Source organism: Paenibacillus sp. FSL E2-0178 (assembly GCF_038593005.1).
Classification (GTDB): domain Bacteria; phylum Bacillota; class Bacilli; order Paenibacillales; family Paenibacillaceae; genus Paenibacillus_AQ; species Paenibacillus_AQ phytohabitans.
This window is the reverse complement of record NZ_CP151953.1, coordinates 7,561,086-7,587,534: the sequence shown is the minus strand read 5'-3', so window position 1 is coordinate 7,587,534 and position 26,449 is coordinate 7,561,086. Positions and strand designations below refer to the sequence as shown.

The 26,449-nt window shown below is 52.1% G+C and carries 26 protein-coding genes; 5 read left to right on the top strand and 21 right to left on the bottom strand.

Features of this window, described 5'->3' with window-relative positions; translation table 11 throughout:
* Positions 1 to 21 precede the first annotated feature (21 nt).
* The 3 genes from MHI42_RS32590 to MHI42_RS32580 form a co-directional block, all read right to left on the bottom strand.
* Complete coding sequence (locus MHI42_RS32590) at positions 22 to 753, bottom strand: SDR family oxidoreductase (protein ID WP_342421861.1); 732 nt, start codon at positions 751 to 753, stop codon at positions 22 to 24.
* 44 nt (positions 754 to 797) lie between these two features.
* Positions 798 to 1,607: a GNAT family N-acetyltransferase gene (locus tag MHI42_RS32585; protein ID WP_342421860.1), complete on the bottom strand. Its 810-nt coding sequence runs from the start codon at positions 1,605 to 1,607 to the stop codon at positions 798 to 800.
* Positions 1,608 to 1,720: 113 nt separating this feature from the next.
* A complete protein-coding gene (locus MHI42_RS32580) occupies positions 1,721 to 2,080 on the bottom strand; it encodes a (2Fe-2S) ferredoxin domain-containing protein (RefSeq protein ID WP_039301636.1) in 360 nt (119 codons plus the stop codon).
* A gap of 146 nt (positions 2,081 to 2,226) precedes the next feature.
* Between MHI42_RS32580 and MHI42_RS32575 the strand changes: the two genes are divergently transcribed.
* The 3 genes from MHI42_RS32575 to MHI42_RS32565 all read left to right on the top strand — a co-directional run bounded on the left by MHI42_RS32575 (position 2,227) and on the right by MHI42_RS32565 (position 5,298).
* Positions 2,227 to 3,816, top strand: a complete 1,590-nt coding sequence (locus MHI42_RS32575; RefSeq protein ID WP_342421859.1) for a helix-turn-helix domain-containing protein — start codon at positions 2,227 to 2,229, stop codon at positions 3,814 to 3,816.
* 102 nt (positions 3,817 to 3,918) lie between these two features.
* The gene (locus MHI42_RS32570; protein ID WP_342421858.1) at positions 3,919 to 4,935 is read left to right on the top strand and encodes an ABC transporter substrate-binding protein; all 1,017 of its coding nucleotides are present in this window, start codon (positions 3,919 to 3,921) and stop codon (positions 4,933 to 4,935) included.
* 147 nt (positions 4,936 to 5,082) lie between these two features.
* Positions 5,083 to 5,298 (top strand): hypothetical protein, encoded by a 216-nt coding sequence (locus MHI42_RS32565; RefSeq protein WP_342421857.1) that lies wholly within the window; start codon positions 5,083 to 5,085, stop codon positions 5,296 to 5,298.
* Between the two features lie 13 nt (positions 5,299 to 5,311).
* Here MHI42_RS32565 and MHI42_RS32560 read toward each other — a convergent pair whose 3' ends face one another.
* The 10 genes from MHI42_RS32560 to MHI42_RS32515 all read right to left on the bottom strand — a co-directional run bounded on the left by MHI42_RS32560 (position 5,312) and on the right by MHI42_RS32515 (position 16,059).
* Complete coding sequence (locus MHI42_RS32560; RefSeq protein ID WP_342421856.1) at positions 5,312 to 6,409, bottom strand: GerAB/ArcD/ProY family transporter; 1,098 nt, start codon at positions 6,407 to 6,409, stop codon at positions 5,312 to 5,314.
* 35 nt (positions 6,410 to 6,444) lie between these two features.
* Positions 6,445 to 7,650 (bottom strand): Ger(x)C family spore germination protein, encoded by a 1,206-nt coding sequence (locus tag MHI42_RS32555; protein WP_342421855.1) that lies wholly within the window; start codon positions 7,648 to 7,650, stop codon positions 6,445 to 6,447.
* Complete coding sequence (locus MHI42_RS32550; protein ID WP_342421854.1) at positions 7,640 to 9,223, bottom strand: spore germination protein; 1,584 nt, start codon at positions 9,221 to 9,223, stop codon at positions 7,640 to 7,642. Before MHI42_RS32550 ends, MHI42_RS32555 begins: the two co-directional genes overlap by 11 nt.
* A 167-nt stretch (positions 9,224 to 9,390) precedes the next feature.
* Positions 9,391 to 10,431, bottom strand: a complete 1,041-nt coding sequence (locus tag MHI42_RS32545) for an NAD(P)/FAD-dependent oxidoreductase (protein WP_342421853.1) — start codon at positions 10,429 to 10,431, stop codon at positions 9,391 to 9,393.
* Positions 10,432 to 10,458: 27 nt separating this feature from the next.
* Entirely contained in the window at positions 10,459 to 11,493 is a 1,035-nt protein-coding gene (locus tag MHI42_RS32540; RefSeq protein ID WP_042138674.1) for an iron ABC transporter permease, read from the bottom strand.
* A 2-nt stretch (positions 11,494 to 11,495) separates the two neighbouring features.
* Positions 11,496 to 12,554: an iron ABC transporter permease gene (locus MHI42_RS32535; protein ID WP_342421852.1), complete on the bottom strand. Its 1,059-nt coding sequence runs from the start codon at positions 12,552 to 12,554 to the stop codon at positions 11,496 to 11,498.
* 252 nt (positions 12,555 to 12,806) lie between these two features.
* Complete coding sequence (locus tag MHI42_RS32530) at positions 12,807 to 13,118, bottom strand: hypothetical protein (protein ID WP_039300260.1); 312 nt, start codon at positions 13,116 to 13,118, stop codon at positions 12,807 to 12,809.
* 123 nt (positions 13,119 to 13,241) lie between these two features.
* On the bottom strand, positions 13,242 to 13,463 hold the full coding sequence (locus tag MHI42_RS32525) for a hypothetical protein (RefSeq protein WP_039300264.1): 222 nt from the start codon (positions 13,461 to 13,463) through the stop codon (positions 13,242 to 13,244).
* 150 nt (positions 13,464 to 13,613) lie between these two features.
* On the bottom strand, positions 13,614 to 15,308 hold the full coding sequence (locus MHI42_RS32520; RefSeq protein ID WP_342421851.1) for an oleate hydratase: 1,695 nt from the start codon (positions 15,306 to 15,308) through the stop codon (positions 13,614 to 13,616).
* Positions 15,309 to 15,444: 136 nt separating this feature from the next.
* Positions 15,445 to 16,059: a TetR-like C-terminal domain-containing protein gene (locus MHI42_RS32515; RefSeq protein WP_342421850.1), complete on the bottom strand. Its 615-nt coding sequence runs from the start codon at positions 16,057 to 16,059 to the stop codon at positions 15,445 to 15,447.
* Between the two features lie 152 nt (positions 16,060 to 16,211).
* Here MHI42_RS32515 and MHI42_RS32510 point away from each other — a divergent pair, with 152 nt between their 5' ends.
* Entirely contained in the window at positions 16,212 to 17,147 is a 936-nt protein-coding gene (locus MHI42_RS32510; RefSeq protein WP_342421849.1) for an aldo/keto reductase, read from the top strand.
* Between the two features lie 12 nt (positions 17,148 to 17,159).
* On the opposite strand, the gene MHI42_RS32505 is transcribed toward MHI42_RS32510, so the two are convergent.
* Together MHI42_RS32505 and MHI42_RS32500 are read right to left on the bottom strand one after the other, a co-directional pair.
* Positions 17,160 to 17,888, bottom strand: a complete 729-nt coding sequence (locus MHI42_RS32505; RefSeq protein ID WP_342421848.1) for a metallophosphoesterase family protein — start codon at positions 17,886 to 17,888, stop codon at positions 17,160 to 17,162.
* 203 nt (positions 17,889 to 18,091) lie between these two features.
* Complete coding sequence (locus MHI42_RS32500; RefSeq protein WP_342421847.1) at positions 18,092 to 19,672, bottom strand: sigma-70 family RNA polymerase sigma factor; 1,581 nt, start codon at positions 19,670 to 19,672, stop codon at positions 18,092 to 18,094.
* A 309-nt stretch (positions 19,673 to 19,981) separates the two neighbouring features.
* On the opposite strand from MHI42_RS32500, the gene MHI42_RS32495 reads away from it, so the two are divergent.
* Positions 19,982 to 22,159, top strand: coding sequence for a YDG domain-containing protein (locus MHI42_RS32495; RefSeq protein ID WP_342421846.1), 2,178 nt, complete (start codon positions 19,982 to 19,984; stop codon positions 22,157 to 22,159).
* Between the two features lie 331 nt (positions 22,160 to 22,490).
* Here the strand turns inward: MHI42_RS32495 and MHI42_RS32490 are convergent, their stop codons facing one another.
* The 6 genes from MHI42_RS32490 to MHI42_RS32465 all read right to left on the bottom strand — a co-directional run bounded on the left by MHI42_RS32490 (position 22,491) and on the right by MHI42_RS32465 (position 26,401).
* Entirely contained in the window at positions 22,491 to 23,042 is a 552-nt protein-coding gene (locus MHI42_RS32490) for an RNA 2'-phosphotransferase (protein WP_342421845.1), read from the bottom strand.
* Positions 23,043 to 23,253: 211 nt separating this feature from the next.
* Entirely contained in the window at positions 23,254 to 23,406 is a 153-nt protein-coding gene (locus MHI42_RS32485) for a hypothetical protein (RefSeq protein ID WP_342421844.1), read from the bottom strand.
* A gap of 24 nt (positions 23,407 to 23,430) precedes the next feature.
* A complete protein-coding gene (gene sigF / locus MHI42_RS32480) occupies positions 23,431 to 24,186 on the bottom strand; it encodes an RNA polymerase sporulation sigma factor SigF (RefSeq protein WP_039300284.1) in 756 nt (251 codons plus the stop codon).
* 11 nt (positions 24,187 to 24,197) lie between these two features.
* Positions 24,198 to 24,653: an anti-sigma F factor gene (gene spoIIAB / locus MHI42_RS32475; protein ID WP_171716731.1), complete on the bottom strand. Its 456-nt coding sequence runs from the start codon at positions 24,651 to 24,653 to the stop codon at positions 24,198 to 24,200.
* On the bottom strand, positions 24,650 to 25,003 hold the full coding sequence (gene spoIIAA, locus MHI42_RS32470) for an anti-sigma F factor antagonist (RefSeq protein WP_042138682.1): 354 nt from the start codon (positions 25,001 to 25,003) through the stop codon (positions 24,650 to 24,652). Before spoIIAA ends, spoIIAB begins: the two co-directional genes overlap by 4 nt.
* Positions 25,004 to 25,189: 186 nt before the next feature.
* Entirely contained in the window at positions 25,190 to 26,401 is a 1,212-nt protein-coding gene (locus tag MHI42_RS32465; RefSeq protein ID WP_171716732.1) for a serine hydrolase, read from the bottom strand.
* Positions 26,402 to 26,449: the final 48 nt, after the last annotated feature.

The following is a 26,449-nucleotide window of genomic DNA, read 5'->3' as shown; positions in this document are numbered from 1 at the left end:
TCCGGTAAGAAGGCCAGCGGTTCAGCGCAAGTAACAGCCATTGTTAATATCAAAAGTCGCCCCGGTGTAGGCCCGTGCTTTGCGGCTTAGCATGAAAACCACCGTATCGGCAATATCCTCCGCCTGCAGCGGCTCCGGAATTAGCTGATGCTCCTGATATTCCTGCTGTCTCCAGGCGGGGATATGATCCATCATCGGAGTGCTAGTCATCGTCGGGGCAACTGCATTCACCCGGATATGAGGGGCAAAGTTCATGGCGCAGCTTTTGGTCAAGCCGAGTATAGCTGCCTTGGTCAAGCCATAGATGGCATCCGAGCTTCCTTCCTGACCGGATACGGAGGACATGTTCACGATGGCCCCCTGACGCTTCCGGTTCAGCAGCAGGCGCCCGAAGCCCTGCGAGAAATAGACATATCCCTTGATATTGATATCCATTACCCTACTTATATCTTCGGGGGTATACTCCAGCAGACTGCGCCCCAGATATATGCCTGCATTATTGACCAGACCGTTAACCTCAGCATATTCTTGCTGTATGTATGCGAAGAATTGTTCCACCTCGCGATAATTGCCCACATCCAACCGGTAGGAACAGAGCTTATCCGACTCCGTTTCGGCCTTCAGCTCTTCAAGACGCAGGCCATCCAGATCACAGGCAATCACTTCAGCCCCTTCCTGCAGAATAAGCTTGACGATCGCCTTACCGATTCCCGAAGCGGCCCCGGTCACAATTATTTTCATTCCCTGCAGCATTCTTAGACACTCCCTCACCTGTATTCTCCACCGGACAAACCGGCTTACTGAAACCGCAAATCAACAATACTGCCGGTCCGCTCAAAACCGATCGACTGATAGACTTTGTTGGAATCCGGGTTTGCGGCATCGGCATAGAGCATAGGCGTGATTCCCTTGCCCAGCAGCTCAGCGCACAGCTCTGCTACAGCAGCACTGGCATAGCCCTGCTTACGGCAGTCCTGCGGAGTGAACACTTCATTAATCCGGGCATGCCTGGAGGACAGATGGGCCAGATTCGCCATGGACACAGGCCTATCCTGTACCATCCACAGGCGGAGCTTGCCGGATTCGGTAATATCCCTGGCATAGCCGAGGAAATTCTCCGGTGCATTCTCGGTGCCGAACGCATCCTTCACAAAGCCGGCCAAATAGTCTGCAATGACCGGGATATAGCCAGCATCTGCCTGCAGCAGCTTACCGCTGACATTAGCGGGCTTCTTCACCTGCGGGCAATGATAGGCTTCCATGATCATATGGTCATGATACAGCTTGCCTGTATTCTCACAATAAGCCTCTGCAAACAGCCTGCCTGTCTCCTTAGTCCCGTTAACCCCTGACAATCCGTGGCCCTTCAGCCGCTCCACAAGCTGGCGAACCAGGGCTCTGCGCTGATCTGCACCTACCTCCGGTGCAATCCATAACCAGGGGTTATGCCCTTCCGTGTGCGCAAAGATCAGATGATCCTCGGCTGTCTTGATCCGGAGCGATTCCGGGTTTCCGGTGATAAGGTGAAGGAGATTATATTCCACCTCTTCCTGTAAGAACGCTTCGCTGTGCAGCACACGGTCATCCGGCTCGAAATCCACAAACATCCCGCTTCCCCCTTACTCTATCTTTTCTATCCATCATAATCCTCCGTCTGACAAAAATAAACAATCCTCCACCGAAAATTTTCCAGTGGAGGACTGCATTGTTCTTTCATATTTTATTTCTTCTTTTTACCCTTTGCCCCTTTTTCAATTGCGGCTTTCAGTCCTTCATCATAAGTGTAGAGAACATTCTCTTCCAGCCGTTCACCCTTCAGCACCTTGCGTACCAGGCTTTTGGCTGATTTGGGGGTGATATCCCTGTACCATACGCCTTCCGGATATGAGATGACTACACACGCATCCGAACATCTTCCGTTGCAGCGGGTTACTGTAGTATGAATCAGGCTATCTGCCCCTTGCTTCCCGATTTCATCCTCTATCGCGTCAGCGACCTCTTCACCCTTATGCTTCTTGCAGTCGCTTCCGTTACAGATCAGCAGATGGCTGACCGTCCCTTGCAGATTCCAGGTCGTCATGGAATTCCCGCCCCCTCTAGTACAACAATACCCTGTTTGTCTGTCTCCCTAAACTCTACTTACCAATCAGAGGATCGTCAATAGGGGGAAAGACTGTTATACTGTATTGAGAATGATTATCACCCAAGAAAAGAGTGACTCTGAACATGCATAAACCACCAACCGGCAGTTCATTGCCTTATCCTCATAGTTTTTATGTCCCGGTGCGGATTGCTGCACTGGACAAGGCCGCTTCTAACCGGGAAATCTCCAGCCCGCCCTTCTCTTCCCTGCTGATTATAGTTACAGGAGGCAGCGGAACGATGGAGTGGGACGGTGCGCTTACCCGTGTATCCAGCGGCAGTACCTTATGCTGTGACAGCTCTGCACACCTCACCCTGCAGCACAGCCATAACCTGCAGGGGGTGTGGATCGAATATATCACTCTCTCAGGAAGCAGCAATCCTTCCAGCCCGCTGAACAACGGTGCACCGCTCCGCAGCTGTGCGCCCCGTGTTTGCGCGATGGCGTCGCGGCTGCTGGGCAGCTGGAGCCAGCCGGAAGAGCATCAGCCTTTTGCAGTGCAGCAGCTGTTCACAGAACTGCTCACTGAGCTGTATCACAGCGCTGCTGAGAACACGGAGCCGCTGCTTCATTGGCTGGACCGTGTATTGCAATATATAGAATCCCATTATAATGAGGATTTAACGAGAGGGCAGGCGGCAGAGCTTGCCGGAGTTACCCCGGAGCACTTCTCCCGTGCTTTCCGCAAATCCACCGGTCAGACCTTTAATGAATATGTAACACTGCTGCGCATCCGCAAAGCCCAGAAGCGCATTCTGACAGGAGCCCCGAATCTGAGCACGCTGGCGCTTGAAGTTGGTTATGGTGAAGGCACCTATTTAAGCCGCAAGTTCAAACAGGTCGTGGGTCTTTCTCCTGCAGCCTATCACCGCAAGAATAAATCCGTGGTATCGCTGAACTTCAATCACACGGCCAGCCTGCAGGCGCTTGAGGTTGTTCCCCGGCTTGGAGTATATTCGGCTTGGATGGAGAGGCTGCAGCCTGTTCCGTCCAAGCATAAGCTGCTAAATGAAGGAAGCAGCTCCACAGGTCTATATGAACGCTTGTCTTCTGCCCGGCCGGATGTGATTATCAGCTACTCCCTGCCTGACAAGAATAAGCAGCTGATGTCGTTAGCTCCGGTTATTGAAATCCCCTTTATGCAAATGGACTGGCGGGAACAATTCCGGCTGATTGCGGAGGTCACCGGCCGCAGACCACAGGCGGATGCCTGGCTGAATGTCTATGACGAACAATGCAACGCGGCCAATCAACAGCTCGACCGCCGGATCGGTCCCCGGGGAACCGCAGTCGTCTGGGAGATTGGCAGAGACGCTGCATACTGCTTCAGCAGCAGCTATGGCCACGGATCTCAGATTCTGTATAATGATCTGGGCTTCCGGCCCCCAAGCAGCCTTGTAAGCGAGGGACTCCTCCGCCAAGGTTATCTGGAGGTTGCCTTCAGTGACGTCGCCCGCTACCCCGCGGATCATATATTCATTACCTGCAGCGCCGGAACGGCCGAGATGCGGGAGCCGCTCCGTTCCTTTCTTCATCGTGCAGTACAGCAGAATCAGGCGTCCGCTTCCGGCAGCAGAATCTATTTCCTGAATCAGCCTGCCATGTTCTACGGATTTGATCCGCTCTCTTCCGAAGCCCAGCTCAGGGTGCTCCTGCAGGCGCTGACATCATAAATTTACATAGCCGGACATCACATTCAGCCATAGTGTAAACAGGACAAAATCTGTAAAGTGTTATTGAGAATGATAATCGTTCTACATAAGGAGGCATACATCTTGAAAAAACCGTATTCAAGCCCTATTTCCCGGAAACAATGGATCGTCTTCCCGTTGCTGCTGGCACTGACGCTTCTTGCCTCAGCTTGTGGAAATAACACATCCAATAATAGCACCGGTTCTGCTGCTGCTAATGCTACAGAAGCTCCTGCTTCGTCCCCGCAGCCGGAGACTCCAACCGCAACCGCAGCTCCCGCCTTCAAAACAGTAACAACTGTAAATGGAGATATTGAAGTGCCGACAGCACCGCAGCGGATTGTTGCCGAAGAGTATCTGGGCAGCCTGATTGCTCTGAATACAATCCCCGTGGGTGCTCCCGGACTGACGCTGGAGAATATGTATTTCAAAGAATCACTTACCGGAGTCACTGATACCGGTACTTACGGAAAGATGTCACCGGAGAATATTATCGCCCTGAACCCGGACCTCATCATCTCCGGCAATGCCGACAGCTATGAGACACTGAGCCAGATTGCCCCTACCGTCATTGTGCCGTACGGTGATCTGAAGGACGCCCACGCGGAGCTGACTTATTTCGGCAAGCTGCTGGGCAAAGAACAGGAAGCTGCGGACTGGCTGGCAGATTATGATAAGCGCATCGCCGCAGCCAAGGCCCGTGTGGATGCAGCGATTCCCGCTGATGCCACCTTCAGCATCCTGGAGCATGCCGACAAGTCCACCTGGGTATATGGGGACAACTTCGGACGAGGCGGACAGCCGGTCTATCAGGCACTGGGACGGAAGCCGCCAACCGAAGTGGCTGCTGAAATAATGGAGAAGCAGTGGGCAGAATTATCCGCCGAGACGCTGGGCAAATATGCGGGTGATTATCTCGTTGTGACCGATAATACACAGACTGTAGAAGACTTCCAGGCAGATCCGATCTGGGGCAGCCTGCCTGCTGTCAAGAACGGACACATCTATGTATGGAAAGAAGAACGTTCCTGGTATTATGATCCGATCGCCGTTCTGGCACAGACAGAAGAGCTGGCGGACTGGCTGACTTCGGGGCAATAAATGAATGATCATGAAGCTGTCTGGGCAGCCTTAACGGGCTCCCGGCAGCTTTTTTGTTGATTACTGATCCCATAAATGGAGATAATACCTGTAGCCCGCCTGCCCGGAACCGGCAAATCAGCTTGCGGAGCCTAAGGAGCATCGCCCATGAAAATTCTCGCTATTTATGTCCTGTTAGCCGTCCTCACCTTGCTAATGCTCACACTGGTTGATGTTTTATCAGGAATCAGCGCGAGTGCATCGTTGCATTCTCTTTCGGTAATCTTTGCCACAACCACACTGCAGGAAGCGATATGTGTGGTGATCTTCCTGGCACTCCCTTTGATTCAGGTTGTCGCCGGCGCCCTCAAACGCAGCCGCTAATCTCCAGCGAAACTTAACGGTACAGGCCGAATTTCCTCCGGACACGGTGAATAAGAAACAGCAGAACCGGTATTACCGCGCAGAAAATCGGCAGGATATTCTCCAGAAAAACCTTGCCTTCACTCATATGCACCGGATAATTCTCCGCACTGACGAAAGAGCTGAACAGCATGACCACCGCCGCCGGAATCACCAGTTTTTTGGAATCGCGGACCTTGAAGAGATCTGCAGTTATGGCCACAGCAGCATAGCAATAAACCGTCATCTTGAAGAACACCCCGATAATGAGTGTAAGCATAACCAGTGCATCCAGACGCTGGATGAAGTTGGCTACATTGACGAGTGTGATGGTGGTAAACATCGGAAAGGTTGTCCGGCTGTAAAGGTTCTCTCCGAGCACTCCCATCTCAATGGCATGGGTGAAGCTAAGCAGACAAGCGCTTAAGGTGATGGCCACGATGCCGGTTTTCTTAATCTTCCTTGATTTGCTGAAGTGCGGAAGTATAGTCGTGAAGCACACGACCTCCCCGAACGGAAAAATCCAAATGTTAGGGTAGGCAGAGCCCAGAGCCTCCCAGAGATCATTGCCATGAATCGGAAACAAATTCTTAAGCTCCACCAGTCCGGCAGCAATGACAATAAAAATACAGATCAATCCCATGACAATGATGATCCAGAAGAAAATCTCCGCCGTTCTGGCGAATACCTCGATCCCCAAGCTCAGGATATACATCACCGCAATAATCATAATGGAATCAATGATAAGAATCGGAGTTTTGTCGTATGAAGCTGAAATTAACAGATCTCCCGCTTCACGCAGATTTCTGGAGCCGTTATAGAGCAGCACCGGAAGAAACAGCAGGCCTACGGTCCAGCCTATCCAGGGACCGAGAATCTTACGGGCATAGCCGCTGATGATCAGATCCGGGAACTGCAGGTACAGATGTGTAAACACCAGATAAAGCAGAATGCCCCCGGGGAGCGCCATCAGGATGGAGAGCCAGACCGCATGCCCGCTCTCCAGGCCCACCGGTACAACCAGCGCTGTTCCAAGCTCGAACAGAACAATCATCGCAAAAAGCTGACTGGGGCCGATCGCTTCTTTTCTCATAAACCTATTCACCTTATTTCTGCATAAAAAGCTGATTATTCGGGCGCGGGGTGATACGGCTTCAGGCTCATTCCGGTACTGCGGATGTACGCTTCCACATGGAGATCCAGCTTCCCTTGAGCGAAGATATGGCCCCATTTCTTATCTAGGGAAGCCCAGCCTTGCGGATCGCTGCGTTTCAGTTCATTGCCGAAGTTAAAAATATCGCTCTCCATCTGCTGTGCCATTTGCAAGGCCTGCCTCACATCTTTACCGGTCTGCTCCTGCAGCTCCTGTTCAAGCTTCACAATTTCTTCCCTCTTGCTGAGGTCAACGAACCCATCGGTTTCATTCACAATTCCTTCTTCACTGATACTTACATGAAAGACCGGCAGCCCGCCCTGAATATCAATCTTCACCTTCGTTCTGGAATACACAATATTGACTGCAATTGACTCTTTCTTATCCACAGAATCAATATTGATTATAGTTTCTTCTATCCGGTTAAGCAGCCACTCCGTACCCCGTGCTTCCGAATCCTTCATCCAGTAGATCAGTTTGCCCTCTCTAAAAGCGCCAAGTCCATGCATAACAGTCCCAGCATGTGACACGGTTTGTTCCAGATTGGATTTCTTCATGCCTTCAGAAGCGTTCCCTTGAATAGACACTCCATTAATCGTCAGATCCCCTTCGCCCGTTATGCCGTTAATAATATCGAATACGTCGATCGTCCGGTTCTCTCCCCATACTCTCGAGGTATTCTGCGTCTTTTTGACCAGTCCCAAAGAAGGCAGACTTTCTATTGCAGTTAATATCTTCAGAACAGATGCTGCATCGTTGTTGCGGGCAACAAGCACTGCCGAATTGAGTCTGAGCTCATGCGACCGCTCAAAGATGTCAAATACATCGTTAATTCCGCTCCGGGCCAGGGACTCTCCCAGGACAACAAGCTGGGTGTGGGCAAAAAAAAGCTGCCGCGTTGCCCGCTTGGAGGCCTTGCGCAAAGCACCGAAAATTGTACGGTCGGTAGCAGAAACAATCACAATGGAAGGCTCTCCCGCGCTTGCTCCAAAACCTGTAGCCGTTGAGGATGGATTGACCAGCTGAAATGTCACCTTGAATTCATTGGTTTCCGGTACCAGATCTATACCGATGCCGCTGACGATAGCCAGGTCATTTAATTCTCTGCTGTTCCAGCAGCCGCTCAGCATCAGCACAATGACTCCCATAGAAATCACGCGCATAACGCCTTTAATGTTCATAGGAGTTCCTCTTTGCAGTTTTTTTGCCGGGGGCTGTGGAGCTGTTGCCTTTGTTCAGCAGCCGTTTGCGGATCTTCATAAAAGTCAGAGGAGAGCGGAGAAAGGTGTCCTTCTGATTCTCCGGCACAAACGGACCCAGAGGCGACATATACGGCACTCCGAGAGACCGCAGGCTGCACATGTGGGCAATCAGCATAATTGTAAAGATGGCGATACCGTACAGCCCCATAAAAGCGGCAATGACCATAATGATAAACCGCAGCATCCGGATAGAGAGTGCCATATTGAATGCCGGAGTGGCGAAGCTGGAGATACCTGTAAGCGATACAACAATAACCATAGCCGGAGAAACAATTCCCGCCTGAACCGCTGCAGTCCCTAACACCAGACCTCCGATAATAGAAACCGTCTGACCGATCGGAGACGGCATACGTACACCTGCTTCGCGGATGATCTCAAAGGTAACCTCCATCATGACGGCTTCCACGAAAGCAGGGAAAGGTACCCCTTCCCGCTGCGAGGCCAGATTAATCAGCAATGGTGTCGGAATCATCTCCTGGTGGAAGTTAAGCGCCGCCACGAAGATTGCAGGCCCATATAAAGAGATAAGCAGGCACAGGAACCGCAGCAGCCGGATCAGTGTTGAGATATCGTAACGCTGATAGTAATCCTCCACGGTATGAAAGAACATAAAGAAGGTAGTCGGGGCAATCAGTACAAACGGTGTGCCGTCCACAAAGATAGCAATCCGTCCGTCCAGCAGGTTTCCCGCCACACTATCCGGCCGTTCCGTATTATAGAGTGTCGGAAATGGAGAATACTTGTTATCTTCAATAATCTGCTCAATGTAGCCTGATTCCAGAATTGAATCCACCTTGATTTCCTGAAGCTTTTTTTTGAATACCTTGATCGTCTCTTCATCTGCAATCCCATGGATATACATGATGGTGATATCGGTGTGGGTCACATCGCCAAGCTTCATCGTTTCGGTCCAGAGATCGGGATTCTTGATGATTTTGCGGACCAGGGCGATATTGGTACTGATAGTCTCCGTGAAGCTTTCCTTCGAGCCGCGGATCGCCACTTGAGTCGATGCCTCGGATACCGGTCTGACCTCACCGCCGCAGGTGCTCCCGCTCACCGCTTCACCGAGTCCGTCAACCAGAATAATCGTGTCCCCCGACAGCAGCGCTTCCAGCAGTCCGTTGATATCTTGAACCAGCTTCTCCTTGCCGATGCTTAGCGCATTGTCTTTGATATAGGAATACACTTCAGCTGTTGTTGCTGCGAGCCGTATATCGTCATTCAAAGATTCGAAGGACATCACATGTGAAATGAAATGGTCAACCATTTCTCTGTCCGTAATGCCAATCATATATACCGCAGCTACCCGGGCCGTCCGATTGATGAGTTCATAAGTACGTATGATAAGATCCGGGCTGTTCCCCAGCCTGGCTTTGATTTGAGTAATATTCTCTTCCAGATTAGGGGAGATAGGCGGATTGTGGGGTTTCCCGCCAGCGCTGTCCACTGTTTGTGCGGCTTGGCCGGATTCTTTGGTTGTCTTATCCATAATCAGCACCTCCTGCACTTACTATTCGCCCGCTATCCTTTTTTTATGCAGCTTATGGAATGTGTGAGGAACGCGGTGCTAAGCTACGCCAGAGCTAAGCTTACTCAAAAAAAGGCTGCTCCCCGCACGGAATCTCCCGTGTAAGGAACAGCCTATATGTGTTTAGACTAGTGATCATCCACTACGCCAAGCGCCTTATTTTTCTCCTTAAACCGGTCGTTATGCGAGGAGACATAAGCCACCTTATCCGCTTCAGGGTCCATGTACAGCTTCGCGCTGTTGAGGGCAAGCACCGCATCCGTGAACGTTCCGGCAATCAGTCTTACCTTACTGTCATAATCTACGAAATCTCCCGCAGCAAAGATACCCGGCAGATTCGTTTCGAGCTTGCCGCTGACCTTGGCCCACCATTCCCCCATGTCCAGTCCCCAATCCTTCAACGGACCGAAATCACTCTTGAGGCCGTGGTTGACAATAACGGCATCCACTTCAAGCTGCTCACTTTCACCGGATTCGATATGGCTGATCGTAACCTGGTCAATCTGCTCGCCATTGCTGCTGTGCAGCTGGTTAACCGCATAGGGTACACGTACATTCACAGAGGATTCCTTCATGCGGACGATATTCTTCTCATGGCCGCCGAACCGCTCCCGGCGGTGCACGATGGTCACGCTGGCGGCAATCCCCTCCAGTTCATTCGCCCAATCTACGGCGGAGTCGCCGCCGCCCGAGATCAGAACCCGCTTGCCGCGGAAGGGCTCCAGCTCCTGCACCGTATAATGCAGGTTCGTCACTTCATAGCGGTCTGCGCCTTCAATCTCCAGCTTCGCCATCTGCAGAATACCGTAACCGATGGTGAGAATAACGGTCCGCGTCCAGTGCTGCTCACCGGTCGCCGAGGTCAGGATATAAGTCCCGTCCTCCTGGCGCGCCTGATGCACAATCTGCTGCCCGAACACAATGGTCGGATCGAAGGTCCGCGCCTGCTCTGCCAGCTGGTCTATTAACTTACGGCAAAGCGTCGGTGTAACACCTCCGACATCCCAGATCATTTTCTCGGGATAGATCAGCATCCGTCCGCCCAGCTCTTCCTTCGCTTCAATCAGCTTCGTCTTCAAATCTCTCATTCCGCTATAAAAAGCCGTATACATACCTGCGGGGCCACCGCCAATTATCGTTACATCATATAATTCCATGGATTCGTTCATTTGTTTCCCTCCAGCTTCTAGGTGTATTTAAGATTTGGTCCGGGCCAGCAAATACAGAAAGTAAGGAGCGCCGATAACGGCAACAACGATACCGGTAGGTATCTCAGACGGCTGCAGAATCCGGCGGCCGATCGTATCGGCAGTGATGACGAGCAGCGCGCCGAGCAGCGCTGAAGCGGGAAGCATCAGCTGATGCTTCGGTCCCACGAGCCTTCTGGCCAGATGCGGGCCGACCAGTCCGACGAAGCCAATCCCGCCGCTTACCGCTACGCTTGAAGCGGCAAGTCCGACCGCCGCTGCCAACAGGCGGAACTGCTCCCTGGTGACATGGGCACCCAGACCGGTAGCCGTCTGCTCGCCCAGATTAAGCACATTCATGACCCTTGCCTTATAGATGACGTAGGGCAGGAGAATCACAATCCAGGGAAGCAGGGACAATACAAATTTCCAGCTGGTGCCCCAGATGCTGCCCGCAAGCCATGTGGCGACGAATTGATATTTGTCCGGATCGAGGCGAAGCGTCAGCACAATCATCGCTGCACTCATCCCTGCCGCAACTGCGACACCGGTGAGCAGCAGACGGATCGGCGCAATTCCCTGATGCCGCTTATAAGCCAGGCTGTAGATCAGTGCGGCAGTGAAGGCCGCCCCGACAAACGCAACTACCGGCAGCAGATAGACAGGTGCGGCAGAGGTCGTCGGATAGAAGGACACCATCAGCATGACCATCAGTCCGGCTCCGGCATTAATGCCGAGGATCCCCGGGTCGGCCAGATCATTGCGGAAGACCCCCTGCATCACCGCTCCGGAAACTGCCAGTGCAGCTCCAATCAGGATGGAAATTACAATACGCGGCAAGCGGAATTGGAACAGAATCAATTCCTGCTTGTCCGTCCCCTTGCCGAACAGTGTATTCAGCAGCTCAAGCGGAGTTAAACGTATGTATCCTGTATTCACACTTATAATGAACATAATAATAATCAGTACAGCCAGCACACTAAGTACAGTCAGACCATGCTTACGCCTTGTTTCTTCGAAGGAAACCACTCTGGTTCTCTGCATCTTTACAGCTCCCTTCTTTCTTTGCGGGCCAGGTACAGGAAGAATGGAACCCCGATCAGCGCTATAATTGCTCCTACTGGCGTTTCATGCGGCGGGTTGATCATCCGGGCAGTCAGATCCGCCCCTACCACGAGCAATGCACCCAGCACGGCGGAGCAGGGAATAATCCATCTGTAATCCACACCTACAAGATAACGTGTCAGATGGGGAATAATCAGCCCGACAAACCCTACCGCTCCTACTACTGCCACCGAAGCGCCAGCCAGAATCAGGACGACTAAGGCCCCGGCCAATTTGACCAGACCGGTTCGCTGTCCCAGTCCTCTGGCGATATCTTCCCCCAGACTGAGCATCGTAATGGAACGGGACAGGATAATCGCCCCGATGAGGGCCGCAATCACCCAGGGAGACATGACCTGAAGCTGGAACCATTTCGTTCCGGCCAAGCCGCCTGCATACCAGAAGGCGAGGTCTTGTCCGATTTTGAAATACAGCGCCACGCCTTCACTGAGCGCCGAGAGCAGCGCACTGAAGGCGGCTCCGGCCAGTACCAGCCGGGCCGGGGTAAGTCCGCCTTTGGCCAGTGAACCGATGCCATAGACGATACCGGCGCCGGCGCCGGCCCCGATGAAGGAATATAGAATAAGATACATAAACGATAAATTCGGAAAAAAAGCAAAGCAGATGGCCAGCGCAAAACCCGCCCCCGAGTTAATGCCCATTAGTCCAGAATCCGCAAGCGGATTGCGGGTCATTCCCTGCATGATCGCTCCCGCCACTGCGAAGCTGGCTCCGACCATCACGCCGCCGAGAACCCGCGGAAGCCTGAGCTCGCGGATAATCTGATGCTCTGTAATATCCGGATTGAAGTGAAAAACTGCTGTCCACACGACAGAAAGCTTAATATCTGCTGCCCCAAACGATACTGAAACAGCGATGCCCAGCGCCAGCGCAATCAAACCGCCAATAAGGATCAGCGTTGCCGCCCAAGGGCGCGAACGTAGTTTGAGCGGTTCTGCTCTCTGATCAAGCCCATTCCTGGACACTGCCTGTTGATTCATGACTGTCACCCGTTTTCTATGAAATTGATTCTCATTATCATTGTAATATTGTAAATGAATTTGTCACTGTTTGGCAATGGACAAATATAAACCTGTACATAGAAAGTCTCTAATCATCCATTTCGCGCAGGATATCCGGTATGAAAAAAGACAACCTGTATCCCGATTACATCCCGCATGGGATGTATCTGAAGAGTCAGGTTGCCTTGTTCCATTGCAGCTGAATAGGCGGAAATGTCCGGGGCTTTCGCACTATACATTCTGAAGCGTACCGCCGAATAGTCTGCGGATATATCCCTGCAGCTTGCCGATATGCGGGACGAAGGTGCTTTTGTCATACACATAATTAGACTGGCTGACCAGCTGTGAATAGATCAGAAACAGAATAGCTGCGAGCTCCCGGTCAATCTGCTTCTCATGCTCGATCAGCAGATACGTTTCATCCAGCGCCTCGTATAGCTGAAGCAGGGCAGCTTCATTAATGATTTTGCGGCGCAGCGGTACAATGATATCCGTGGCAATAGCGTCAATCCGCAGAATTAAGGCTGCCAGTCTCTCGTTCACGCGGTTTCCCTCCTGCTGTGACTGTATGGTTAAAGCGCTTGCTTAATACCATCCTATGTCAGCCGGAGCTTGAGCATGCCTTGAGCGGCCGGAACACAATCTGCTTATGCTATGTAATTCTTCTTACCTTGTGTATTCCTCATACTCATCTTTCTGGTTATGCCTCGAATACATGTACTCATCATTCTTCAGCTTATACATCTGCCCCATCCCGCCAAATATGAACAGCAGCACTACAAGCAGTGTGTAGGCATAAGTGAATTGATTGAAGTAGAAGCAAAGCACAACTGCCGCAATAATCAGCAGCAGCAGTCCGAGACCTATACGGCTTAAGATTTTTCTCATAGGGGTTCCTCCGCAGAAATTTTAGTCTTACTGTACCATGTTCTGCGGGAGGAATATGTCGAAAGCTGGCGCTATACAAACAGGGAATGTCCCTGGGAGCCGCTCTCGGCTCCGGAACATCCCCTGATATATGTTATACTTCTTAACCTTTTATAGTAATTTGGAGATCACCGTTCCGGCCAGCAGCTGTCCGAGCGTCTTATCCAGCGGCAGCGGCTTGTTGCCGAGGCAGGTTCTGAGTGCGGTCAGCAGCACCCGGACATCATATTTACTCGGATGGACAGGAATCACTTCTTTTTCCAGCGCCAAAAGATTGTACACTGCCATCATCGCGGAGCGGACCGAATATTCCACGGTAAAGACACAGTCGTCCGGAACTTCGGCAAACTGGCCAAGGAAGGCCAGATTGGTGCTGCCCTGCGGAACCACCTGCGGGCGGTCTCCTGCGACACGCGGCATGAACTGTGAAGTAATATAAGGCATCATACAAGGAATAACATTGGTCGTATGCTCCAGAATCTCCGGAATGCGGTTCTTCAGACCGATATGGTACATCAGCTCCTCCAGAAGCTCGCGTCCGCTGCAGTCACTCATTTTCTTCTTGATATAGTCGCCTTCGGCATCCGGGAATAGTCCGTAGGCCCAGAGCACCTTCACATTCTCCGGCTGGTTAATGAAATGCGGCTGCTTCGGTGCGGTCCAGGACATCATCCAGCTGGAGTCTTTGATGGTCACAACGCCGCCCATACCGGGGGCATCCCCGGTCAGCTCCAGCAGATACGGGAATACAATATCGTCATCGGTAAAGGTCATCGTAAACGACAGCCACTTGGACTTGTCGATGTCCCCGCAGAACACTTCCGGGTGGCCGAAATCCGGAGATTTCGCGGCAAGCTTCTCCCAGAGGCTCCAGCAGCCGCGCTCCGTAACAGAGCGGTTCAAGATCGCCGGATGGTCCAGATCACCCAAGGTAGAATTCTCTGTCATCGAGCCATTGGTGACCATAACCAGATCTCCGCGTGCTGTTGAGAGGGTCTTAGGCTCTCCGTTCACGAGCAACTGAATAGCGGTTACGGTTTTCTCCCCGCCGGTGAAATCAAGCTCCAGATCCGTTACCTGATGGCCTTTGTCGAAATTGACCCCCTGGCTTTCCAGCCATTTCATCAGAGGAAGAATCAGTGAATCGAACTGGTTATATTCGGTGTGCAGGATCCCCTTCAGCTGGTTCATCCCGGAGATCAGGTGCATGAAGCGTTCCATGTAACGCTTCACCTCAACTACGCTATGCCAATTCTCGAAGGCGAACATCGAGCGCCAGAAATACCAGAAATTCGTCTCCAGGAAGGTCGGGTCAAAAAACTGCTCAATCGTCACCGCTCCGAGTCTTTCTTCGGTCGCGAGGGTCAGCTTGCCCAATTGCAGCGCATGCGCAGTGGAGAGTCCCAGCGTTGAGAAATCGGCGGGCTGCCCTTCCTTTTCTACCAGACGGCAGTGGGATTCGATCGGTTCTGCCAGGTTCAGCTCACGGAATTCATCCAGCACCGTCCGGTCCGGATTGGTTAATGAGGGAATGAAGCCGAACAGCTCCATAAAGCATTCAAAATGCTCTTCGATCTCGCGTCCGCCGCGGGCGCTGTAGCCGTCCTTCGCATTCCCCGCCCCGTCCATCGAGCCTCCATAGACCGCTGATTGCTCAAGGATATGAATATTCCGTCCCGGCATATGGCCGTCACGGATCAGGAAAGCGGCTGCCGACAACGAGCCGATCCCCCCTCCTACGAGATATGCCTTACGTGAAGCGATGCCTTCCTGTACCAGCGGATGAATTCTTTGATATGTACCCATTATGTCCTCTTCCTTCCATGATCAGGGGATAAGTGCCTGCTAACAGCCTTCACTATACCCACCGTGAACAATGAATTCTATGGACAGCTTGACGCAACTGTACAGGGATTACACATCTGCCGGAGATTGTGTCATTTCACTGGACCGGATGGGCGGCGGCAGCCTGGTAGTGCTCCAGGCCCCGGGCGATGCTTCCTTCCATAATCCGGGCTACCTTCTCCACCATTTCGGCCGGGTCGGTATTTGCCCCTGCTTTGAGCCAATGGATTACCTGTTCCAGGATAGCCAATGTGTAGAAATCGGCAATGTCCTGTCTAGCCTGGCTTCTCCCCTGTTCCGGAATCTGCTCTTGTCCTTCACGGGCCCGCTCCTGCCCGTCCAGTTCTTCCACCACCCTGATCATGACACCATAAATAACTCCGTACAGAAACTGTTCCAGATGCTCGCGTCCAAGCGAATGAAAGGTGTTCAGACAGATGGTTTTGTTGCTCACGGTGTACCGCAGGACGCTTAAGAATCCCTGCTTCCAGCCGGCGCAGCAGCGGTAGGGCTCCAGATCTTCAATCACTTCTGACCTGTAGACCCAGCCGAGCAGCTCGTAAATATCCTGAAAATGATTATAAAATGTATGCCGGGTCACGCCGCAATCCGCTGTAAGCTGCTGGATCGTAATCTTATTCAGCGGCCTTGCGAGCATGAGTTTTTTGAGTGACCGGGCTAAAGCGTTCTTGGTTAACAGTGAATTGGACATTACTTCCCCCTTATTGCAGTAGAAACTTAACCGGATTTCTGCATTTACTGCATTGCTTAATAGGCTTCAAGGTTCTACAATACGGTGTATATGTTCCAATTATAACCAATTAAGAGCAGGTTTTCATACTAACCTTACGGGAGTGGATACGCTTGAATAGAAGAAGATACGGCAATACGGGAAAGACTGTATCGGAGATTGGCTTCGGTGCCTGGCAGCTTGGGAATAAGCAGGATTGGGAAGCCATGGAGGATCGTGCAGCGGTCTCTCTGGTACATGAAGCGCTGGAGCGCGGGATGAATTTCTTCGATACGGCTCCCGGTTACGGGGGCGGTGCCAGTGAAACCCTGCTTGGGACCGCCTTATCCGGCAGACGCGCCAACGCTGTGATCAACACCAAATTCGGCCACGGGGCGGATGGCAGCACCAGCTTTGATGCGGGCCACATCCGTTCCTCTGTCGAAGGCAGCTTACAGCGTCTGCAGACGGATTATGTGGATTCCGTGCTGATTCATAATCCGCCTTTTGAGCTGTTGGACGGGAAATACGGCCAGTACGACGAACTGGACAAGCTAAAAGCCGAAGGAAAGATTCTCTCTTACGGGGTTTCGGTCGATTCCGTGCCGGAAATGCTGGAGGTCATCCGCCATACGGATATTGGCGTTATGGAGGTGATGTTCAATATCTTTTACCAGGAAACGGCGGAAGCTTTCGGGCTGGCCCATGAGAAAAACATAGCGATCATCGTCAAGGTCCCTCTGGACTCGGGCTGGCTCTCCGGCAAATATGACAGCAGCAGCACCTTCGAAGGGGTAAGAAGCCGCTGGTCGCCGGAGGTGATCGCGAAACGCGCCGCCCTGGTGGAGCGCATCCGGTTCATAACGGACGAAGAGACGACCATGACAACGGCTGCCCTGCGCTTCATCCTTGCTCACCCGGAGGTCACCACCGTGATTCCCGGGGTACGCAGCAGCGCACAGCTGGCCGAGAATATATCCGCAAGCCGCGAGGGGATGCCGGCGGAGCATGTGGTGAAGCTGAAGGAGCTGTGGGACAAGGAGATCCGGGATCAGCAGCTGGGCTGGTAATCGCGGCTGCAGTTATTCTTTTTCGCCAAGCCGGACTGAATAGGTCTTATACCCGTCTTCATTAATCTCCAGACAGTTCAGCTGCTCTCCATATACACAGCCGCCGTCAATGCCAATCTTGTCTCCATGCGGGCTGAACCAGATTCCTGCCCCGTCCTGCAAATCTACCGTGGAGGTATGTCCGAATACAACCGTCTTCGCGGTAGAGGTTACCGGATGATTATAGAACGGCCCGCGGATCCAGATGAAATCATACTCCCGCTGGCTTGTCCAGTCGGCAAGGGAAGGATCAATTCCTGCGTGAACGAACACATGAGTGTCCGTTTCATAATAGAAAGGCAGCGTACCCAGGAAATCCAGATGCTCCTGATACTCGCGGCGCATATAATCCTTCATCTCCGCATACTCCTTCCAGCCTGAATCCGGGCGCAGCAGGACCGAATCGCGGCCTCCGCAATAACTCAGCAGGGTATGAAATCCCCCATTGGTAATCCAGTGGGTATCGCGCTTGTCATCCTCACCCGCCAGCGCATCACACGCCATCTGATCATGATTGCCCCGCAGTACGACAACACCGTGCTCCTCCGCAAGACGTTTCACCTGCTCAACCACCGCCCTGCTGTCCGGCCCCCGGTCCACATAATCGCCGAGCAGAATTAACTGGTCTTCGGAGGGGATATAGTTGGCTCTGCGGAGCAGCAGGTTGAATTCCTCCACGCATCCATGAATGTCACTGATCACTAAAGTTCTGATACTCGTTCCCTCCTCTTCTTATCATAAGATACCTTACACTCAGAACATTAATTATACTTACAAAAATGGATTTCCGCACGGTCAGGCTGCTGAAAACCAGTTGTAAGCGGTTATGAGGACAGCGGCCTGCAGAAAAAAGAGGTTAGCCCGCTCTGCCGGGAAACCTCTTCATCCGATACTATTGCTCTGTATTACGTTCCGACCTGCACCGGTAATTCAGCAGCGCTGTCCCAGCGCCAAGGCACCTCATACCCCTGCAGATGCAGCCCGCCGTACCATTCATCTACACCTTGCACGCTCACTCTATCCGCTGTTCCGGCCAATACCCGCTCTCCCAGCTCTGATAGTATAACTGTACGCTTCAGGAATTCCGGTACTTCTCTGTAATCTGTCATTTCTGCCGTACCCTCAATAATAAGCAGAGGATGCTCTCCAGCCGTCAGTGTGCGAAGAACCTTCCAGTATTCCACATCTCCCATTCCCAGCCGGTGCAGTGCATCTGTAACTTGACAGAACAGCTTCAGAGGCGTATCCGCTCCGCCAGCCACAGCCTCAAGCGTTGTCTGTTCGACAATACCAAGACCGTTATATACTGAAGGCAGACGCGAGAGATGAAGCTTGAAGGCATCATAGGCAAAAGAAAACGCGGATTTGGACAGTTCGGGCTTACTCTCCTCCAGGGTCTGTGCCAGCTGCCGGGGATCTGGAGATGCATATGCCTGCCATAGCCTGCTCCCAAGCTGCAGCTCCTCCGTGCCGATATTCTGCCAGGTTCCGGACAAGGTCTGAAGCTGTTCTGCCGTAAGCTGGCCCAGACCATGGAACAGCTCAATTCCGGGAAATTCCCCGATGCAGAGCAGACTCAGCTTCGTGCTGCCCAGCTTCCGGTTGCTGAACCAGTGCAGCAGATAGGCCAGCATACTCTGGTCAAACAGATCATGCTCAAACCACAGCACCACTTCATCATACTTGTGGAATCCGCTGAGCATGCGTTCCTGCTCCTCACAGCCCTTCATATATTCTTCTGCCGGTATTCCCAGTGTGGCCTGCAGAACCTCTGCCCGCAGCTGCCGTTCCTGCTCTGACGACGGATCAATGAATATCGGCCCCGCCGTGTAGATTTCTCTCCATATGAGCACATCCCCTTGGACAATCCCCTGCTTCAGCTTATCTCCAACGAAATCACCGTTCACAATATGCAGCATACGCTGTCCTCCCTCTTGTAACAGATTCAATGCGGCCGCAAGATTTGCCACAGGAAAAGCCCCCTTCAGCTTGCGTCTGCCGTCATACAGCCTTTTCTTCAGCGTTCCGGCCGGAATGCCCAAATAAACGGAAATCTCCTGAAGCGAATAGCCATAGAAGTAGAACAGCTGCAGCGGTACCCGCAGGCTGGCGGACAATTGTGCCACCGAGCTATGCAGCACCTGTGCCCATTCTCTGCGTTCGGCAATTTCCTCAACGCCCGGAGAAGACACGGCGACATGCTCTGCAGCCTCTAGAGGCAGCAGTGTTTGGCGCCTGCGCCGCAGCAGCCGGTGGCACTGCCTGACCACAATGGTTCTGAACCAGCCCGGAAACGCCGCCGGCTCCTGCAGACTCCCAAGGTTCATATATGCCTCGATGAGGGCCTCCTGTACCGCGTCTTCCGCCAGCTGAACATCTCCCAGCATATTGTAAGACACTACGTAAGCCATCCCCCGGACATGCTCTGTCAGCTGCCTGAAAGCTCCGGCATCCCCTTTCTGTGCTTCTTCAATCCACTGCAGCATAGGCCTGCGAACCTCATTTCTGTATTTTCATCTGTTCTAAGGATAAGTGCCATACCGCGGGGAAAAGGTTACAAAATATTATTCAAGATCCGGGTTAGCCTATCTATGCTACACGCTTATAGTTTATTGACCAGTGTCAGGTTTATATTTTGATAAATTAAATTTATACAAATTAATTTTATTCTAATTAATTTTTAACAATGTGTGATACTATTATTTCATTTAGCAAATCTTGGAGGCCGGGAGGATATTCAAGCGATCACACTCGCCTATTCATCGGAGACAATACAAATTTCAGGAGGCATAACATTGAACCTTAAACCCGGCAGGCTTTTTCTCTCCACACTAATGATAGTTACCGCACTTTATTCTTCTTCGGCTGGAACCGCTTTTGGCGCGGCAGCACCTTCATTAACAGGCATCACAGGCCACTGGGCTCAGAACGAAGTGACGGAATGGGTTGAAAAAGGGTTCATTCAGGGATACGCCGACGGCAGCTTCAAGCCGGATAACAGTCTGAAAAGAACCGAATTCATGGCGCTGATTAATCGTGCGTTTGGATTCACTGAAACTGCGGCTGTCTCCTATACGGATCTATCTTCAAGCAACTGGGCCTATGCTGACGTAGCCAAAGCAGTCAAAGCCGGATATATCAACGGATATTCAGATGGCACCATCGGTGCAGGCAAGACCATCAGCAGACAGGAAGCCGCAGTGATTATCAACCGGTTATTGAAGCTGGATGCAGCCCGGACCAGCGCTCTTTTCAGCGATTCCAAGGATATTGCCGCCTGGGCTCTCGGCTCGGTTAATGCAGTAGCCTCTGCAGGAATCATGAAAGGGTATTCCGAAGATAACAGCTTCAAGCCCGGCAGGGATATTACACGCGCGGAAGCAGTAGTGTCCTTAACACGGACCAAGGCCATTGAGACTGCTCCGGCCAGTACACCAGATAATACCGGCACGGTCACCCCTTCGGCAACTGTCTCACCGGCAGCCAGTCCAACCGCTTCACCGACTGCTACACCTTCACCTGTCCGGAACCCCGATATTCCTTCTGTTCCAACAGCCACACCTGAACCTGTCTCCACACCTACAGCAGCGCCAGAACCGGAAGCTACACCAACACCAGAACCTACAGCGACTCCGGCTGCGACTTCCGATCCGGCAGATACGACAGGCCCGATCCTTACGGGTGTAACTCTTGGAGCGGTTACTGTAGGAGAGAATGTATACGGGACAAGTAACGAAGCGGGTTATTTGTATCTGGTTCCTTCCACTGTAGCAGTGACCCCGGCGGGTCTGGAAGCTTCCGTCCAAGCTGCGCACGGGACCAAGCTGGCGGTAAGCGCCTCTGTCTACTCCTCACTGAACACGCAGGGTCTGCCAGCGAATAATTATGTCGTGTATGCTGTAGATGGCGCCGGCAATATTTCGGTTCCTTCAGGCACTATTGAGGTTAAAGCCATTGAGCTGACTATAGGTCTCCCAGTCTCCCTTACGGAATCCAAAACCTATGATGGTACCTCCACCGCAGCGGTAACCGCAAGTCCTCTGCTCGGCGTGCTGAGCGGTGACATGGTAGAAGTGCATGCCTCCGCTTCTTACAGCAGCGCGGCGCTTGGGGTTAACAAGACTATAACTGTTGTCTATACCATAAGCGGAGCCCAGTCAGCCAGCTATATTGCACCCGCTCCATATACCGTCCATACGGGAATTATCTCGCTGAATCAATTAACCATCGAAGCTCCGGATTTGACCCTCGCCAAGTTCAAGGACGGAACAACCATAGCAGCTGTGACCCCTGGTCAGCTCATTGGAGTAATCCCCGGGGAAGATGTCAGTGTGATCGCTGTTGCCAATTATGATACCTCTGCAGTAGGTACGAACAAAACCATAACTGTAGTCTATACACTCAGCGGACCAGATGCCGGTAATTATATTGCACCTAAGAACTACGTCGTGAACACAGGTGAAATTGACCGGGATCAGATTACGCGGTCCAGAGTCTATGATGGAACTACTGCGGCAGCGGTGGTTGCCGGAGCTGTGACCGGAATCGAACCTGGTGATATCGTCACAGTAGAAGGTATTGGTGAATACAGCGATGTCAACGTGGGTACGAATAAAATCATAACTATTTCGTACATTTTGACAGGTCCAGACGCTGGCAATTATCTCCCGCCTGTTAGCTACACCATAAGCACGGGGATTATCACCGCCTTGCAGTTAGACATTACCCCACCAGCCATCACGGAGTCCAAGCTCTATGACGGAACGCTATCAGCGCAAGTCACTCCAGGCACTCTGATTGGAGTCCTTCCGGGAGATGATGTAACGTTCAGCGCAACGGCTGCCTATAGCGACGCTACTGTGGGCAGCGGCAAAATCATCACCGTAGTCTACACTCTATCTGGGGACGATGCCGCGAACTATTTTGCACCAGAGAATTATATGATTTCCACAGGTGTGATTGTAGCGCCTTAGGCAGAGATATTATGAACACTTGTTAAAAGATAAAAGCGTCCCGCGAGCCGTGAACAGGCTGGCTGGGGCGCTTTTTGTTGTTGGGAGTAGTAAATCGCTTGCCCGATGGTTTGCAGTGACCCAATTACGGTATATGCCTGGGAGTTGGGAGTATGGTATATGCTTACTTAATTGCACTCTGTACAACTAAATTGTCTGATTTACAACCGATTCTTCGTTTAGTTGTATTTCGTACAATTAAACTGCCTGTGTAGATTGCTTATCACCTATTCGGGCAGATTTAGTTGTACAGATTACAGTTATTTGATGCAGGTATCCCTTTTCGCTGTTTTTAATTGTACATTCTACAACTATCAATGAATTCAGGCGGAATGTAGTCCGCTAGCCAGATATTATGATTGCCGTGATAAAACTTAATCCCTTCGTCCGCTGCCTTCCCGGCGTCGATTGTTAAGATCACAGGATTAGAATCTTTCCGCCCTCCAACCAGCTTTGCTGTTTCGGTATCCACCGAGAAATGAACATACTGTCTCTTCATTGGTTTAAGCCCATCAGCCAGAATCGTCTCCACCCATTGCCTGGCTGTCCCATGGTACAGAACGGGGGGTGGGGTTTCATTCTGCTTAATTATCTTTTGAGGCACAGAGTGACCATATAGCGCCCTTATCTTGCCCTCCACAATCTCATGCCGCTGTTTAGCCGAACCCTCTATCATCTTAGCCAGATCATCTGCAGTTACTGAATTCCATTGTTGCTCAAGGTGCAATGCATTTAATAGCTGCTCCATCTCTACAAAGCCCTCATCATCTAATTCCAGTTCATACTCCCATGGCGCGTGACGCAGTGCATATGAAACCTCTTTGCTGAGCTTCGAATAATCCATATCAGACCTCCTCACTAAAATGCCGCTTTGGCGTCAAAAACATATATGATTACGAGTTTATCATATGTAACGCTGCCAACATAATAATGCGTAAGGCCATATGTGATCCTTCATCCGGCGAGGAGGACTGGCGGTGGCGGTGGGCAAAGGCGAACGTAGCGGTGGCGGTGCTACAATGGCAACATTAGCGGCGGCGGTTCCATTGTCTTGTTCAGTCCCGTCCGCAGCAAAAAGCCGCCCCTCCCGAGGCGGCCGTCCTGCACCCGTCACTGTACATCCTCATACCTGATTCATGCTCAACTGTACTGCCAGTCCGGCCATCCTGGCGGTTAACGCCAACGGCGGGGCTGTTTGACTGCTGCATCGCTGCTGAACCCTTGTTTCCAGCCTACTGCGCGATCTGCTCGCGGATGTTCGCGAGAATCTTCTTCTCCAGCCTCGACACCTGAACCTGCGAAATGCCGAGGCGGCTGGCGACTTCGGACTGGGTCTGGTCGCGGTAGTAACGCAGGTAGACAATCAGGCGCTCGCGCTCGGTTAAGGCGCCGATGGCCTCATTCAAGGCAAGCTTGTCGAACCAGCGCTCCTGCGACTCGTCGGCGATCTGGTCGATCAGGGTGATCGGATCGCCGTCGTTCTCGAAGACCGTCTCGTGGATCGAAGTCGGCGGCTTGTTGGCTTCCTGGGCGAAGACGATTTCTTCGGGCGTCACGCCCAGCGCCTCCGCCACTTCGCCGATGGTCGGCAGGCGGTCGAGCGTTTTGGACATTTCATCCTTCATCTTACGCACCTTATTGGCCATTTCCTTGAGTGAACGGCTGACCTTGAGTGTGCCGTCATCGCGGAGGAACCGCTGAATCTCGCCGATAATCATCGGCACCGCATAGGTGGAGAACTTGACCTCATAGCTGAGGTCGAATTTATCAACGGACTTCAGCAGTCCGATACAGCCGATCTGGAATAAATCATCCGGTTCATATCCACGGTTCATAAACCGCTGCACCACCGACCAGACGAGGCGGATATTGCAATTGACCAGCGTGTCGCGGGCCGTATTATCCCCGGCTTGACTGAGCGCGATTAGACGTTTGACCTCCGCATCGTCCAAATAGGTCGGCGGAGCTTTTTTTGACTCTGCATCCATGGCTCCAACCCCTAATTGTATAAAGCTTTTTTCGAGACGATGGTTTTCTTCATTGAAATGGATGTGCCGCGTCCCGGTTCACTGGTAACTTCGAATTCATCCATGAAATTCTCCATAATGGTAAAACCCATGCCCGACCGCTCCAGCTCCGGCTTGGAGGTATACAGCGGCTGCTGGGCCAGCTCCAAATCCTCAATGCCTCTACCCTGATCTTCAATCGTCAAATGCACCGTCTCAACATCAATGGAAGCGGAGATGCTGACAAGACCTGCAGGATCACTGTCGTACCCGTGGATAATGCAGTTGGTGACCGCCTCCGACACAACCGTCTTCAGGTCATTCAGCTCCTCCATGGTCGGATCGAGCCTGGAGACAAAAGCCGCCACTACCACACGTGCGAATGATTCATTCTCCGACAGTGCGGCAAACTGGACGCTCATGAAGTTACGGGCTTCACTATTTGTCATAACGCAACCTCCAAATCCGAGAGTGCAGCGCTCTCGTTGTCATATAGGGGCATGATCTTGAACAGGCCCGACATTTCCAGCAGGCGCTTCACGGGTGCAGTGGCATCGCAGACTGCCATCTTGCCGCCCTTGCTGCGGATCAGCTTGTACCTTCCCAGAATGACTCCAAGCCCTGAGCTATCCATGAACTGCAGCTCCTTCAGGCTGAGAATCAGATGCTCCACCTGTCCCCGCATAATCGCTTCATCCATATCCATACGTACATAATCGGCTGCGTGATGATCCAGTTCGCCAGACAAACGGACAATCAGTACACCCCGGTGATGCTCCATCTCCACATGAGAATTCATCCTTGCCACTCTCCTCTTCGTTGCTTGGACAACCGCCCTGTAACTACTTTCTTTCCCCTACAAGGACAAGGTTTTCTACACCGCAATTGAGGATTCCTGCCTCACGACAAAACTAGAAGAAAACCCCTAAGAACTTACATAAAGCATGGGACTAATCTACAAAATACAAGAAATTAATCGCTAGCTCTAATCAATCGTAAAAAGCGACCCCGTTGTACGCTTGAACAGCTTCCACCAGCCTGCCTTGGCTACAGCTTCGCCTGCTTTCAGCTCATATTCCTTCAGCACGTCAGTCCCCTGGTATACGACCAGCTTGCCGACAGTCTGATCTGCGGCCACAGGAGCCTTCAAGTGTTCTTCCAGCACCAGCTCATGCCGGATACCCTCCTGGGTAATTCCTTTTTTGAGTAATACACTGTAAGTTTCCTTCGCCGTCAGCGGCAGCTCCGTCTTCACGCCCTTCTCAATCTTCACTGTGCCGATGGGGTCCCCCGCCTTGTGAATCGTATGCAGCTTATATTGGGAAAAGAGGTAATCGAACATCGCCGACACTTCGCTGTTGCGTGTTTTGGTGTTCGGCTCACCCAGTACAACCGCGACAGCGCGCAGTCCGTCTCTGGCCGCGGTTGCGGACAGGCAAAACTTCGCTTCAGCCGTATACCCCGTCTTCAGGCCGTCAGCGCCTGTATAGAAACGCACCAGCTTGTTTGTATTGACCAGCCAGAACGGCTTGGCCGAATCCTTGCGCAGGTAATCCTGATAGGAGCCGGTGTACTTAATAATCCGCTCATGCTTCAGCAGCTCCTGGCTGATTACGGCGATGTCATGCGCGGATGAATAATGATTCGCAGCCGGCAGTCCATTGCAGTTGGCAAAGTGGGTATCCTTCAGGCCCAAGGCTTCGGCTTTCTGGTTCATCAGATCGACAAAAGCGCTCTCCGAGCCGGCGATTTTCTCCGCCATAGCTACAGAAGCGTCATTGCCGGAAGCCATCGCGATGCCCTTCAGCATTTCATCCACCGTCATTTCCTCACCCGGCTCCAGAAAAATCTGTGAACCGCCCATCGATGCAGCATACTCACTGGTCCGCACTTTGTCGGTCAGCTGCAGCCTGCCTTCATCCAGCGCCTCCACGGTCAGCAGCATGGTCATAATTTTGGTAATACTGGCCGGCGGCAGCTTGTCATGGCTGTTCTTCTCGTAGATGATCGTGCCTGTACTGGCATCCATGAGAATGGCAGAGCGTGCCCCCGGTGCGAGGTCAGCGGCCGCAGTACTTCCGGTATTGCCGGTATTGGCAGTACCTTTGGCTTTTTCTTCGGCAAAAGCGCCGGAAGCCCCTCCCAGAACCGAAACAGCGATGCACAGCGCAAGCGTTACATAACGAATTTTTCTCACAATGGTTCCCCTCCTGAACATTAACCTTCATTTCACAGGTACTGTGTT

Excerpts from the sequence above, each read along its gene's own strand:
- MHI42_RS32590 (WP_342421861.1), bottom strand. The coding sequence starts at position 753 with ATGCTGCAGGGAATGAAAATAATTGTGACCGGGGCCGCTTCGGGAATC.
- MHI42_RS32585 (WP_342421860.1), bottom strand. The coding sequence starts at position 1,607 with ATGTTTGTGGATTTCGAGCCGGATGACCGTGTGCTGCACAGCGAAGCG.
- MHI42_RS32580 (WP_039301636.1), bottom strand. The coding sequence starts at position 2,080 with ATGACGACCTGGAATCTGCAAGGGACGGTCAGCCATCTGCTGATCTGT.
- MHI42_RS32575 (WP_342421859.1), top strand. The coding sequence starts at position 2,227 with ATGCATAAACCACCAACCGGCAGTTCATTGCCTTATCCTCATAGTTTT.
- MHI42_RS32565 (WP_342421857.1), top strand. The coding sequence starts at position 5,083 with ATGAAAATTCTCGCTATTTATGTCCTGTTAGCCGTCCTCACCTTGCTA.
- MHI42_RS32560 (WP_342421856.1), bottom strand. The coding sequence starts at position 6,409 with ATGAGAAAAGAAGCGATCGGCCCCAGTCAGCTTTTTGCGATGATTGTT.
- MHI42_RS32555 (WP_342421855.1), bottom strand. The coding sequence starts at position 7,650 with ATGAACATTAAAGGCGTTATGCGCGTGATTTCTATGGGAGTCATTGTG.
- MHI42_RS32550 (WP_342421854.1), bottom strand. The coding sequence starts at position 9,223 with ATGGATAAGACAACCAAAGAATCCGGCCAAGCCGCACAAACAGTGGAC.
- MHI42_RS32545 (WP_342421853.1), bottom strand. The coding sequence starts at position 10,431 with ATGAACGAATCCATGGAATTATATGATGTAACGATAATTGGCGGTGGC.
- MHI42_RS32540 (WP_042138674.1), bottom strand. The coding sequence starts at position 11,493 with ATGCAGAGAACCAGAGTGGTTTCCTTCGAAGAAACAAGGCGTAAGCAT.
- MHI42_RS32535 (WP_342421852.1), bottom strand. The coding sequence starts at position 12,554 with ATGAATCAACAGGCAGTGTCCAGGAATGGGCTTGATCAGAGAGCAGAA.
- MHI42_RS32525 (WP_039300264.1), bottom strand. The coding sequence starts at position 13,463 with ATGAGAAAAATCTTAAGCCGTATAGGTCTCGGACTGCTGCTGCTGATT.
- MHI42_RS32520 (WP_342421851.1), bottom strand. The coding sequence starts at position 15,308 with ATGGGTACATATCAAAGAATTCATCCGCTGGTACAGGAAGGCATCGCT.
- MHI42_RS32515 (WP_342421850.1), bottom strand. The coding sequence starts at position 16,059 with ATGTCCAATTCACTGTTAACCAAGAACGCTTTAGCCCGGTCACTCAAA.
- MHI42_RS32500 (WP_342421847.1), bottom strand. The coding sequence starts at position 19,672 with ATGCTGCAGTGGATTGAAGAAGCACAGAAAGGGGATGCCGGAGCTTTC.
- MHI42_RS32490 (WP_342421845.1), bottom strand. The coding sequence starts at position 23,042 with ATGGATTATTCGAAGCTCAGCAAAGAGGTTTCATATGCACTGCGTCAC.
- MHI42_RS32485 (WP_342421844.1), bottom strand. The coding sequence starts at position 23,406 with ATGCAGCAGTCAAACAGCCCCGCCGTTGGCGTTAACCGCCAGGATGGC.
- sigF (WP_039300284.1), bottom strand. The coding sequence starts at position 24,186 with ATGGATGCAGAGTCAAAAAAAGCTCCGCCGACCTATTTGGACGATGCG.
- spoIIAB (WP_171716731.1), bottom strand. The coding sequence starts at position 24,653 with ATGACAAATAGTGAAGCCCGTAACTTCATGAGCGTCCAGTTTGCCGCA.
- spoIIAA (WP_042138682.1), bottom strand. The coding sequence starts at position 25,003 with ATGAATTCTCATGTGGAGATGGAGCATCACCGGGGTGTACTGATTGTC.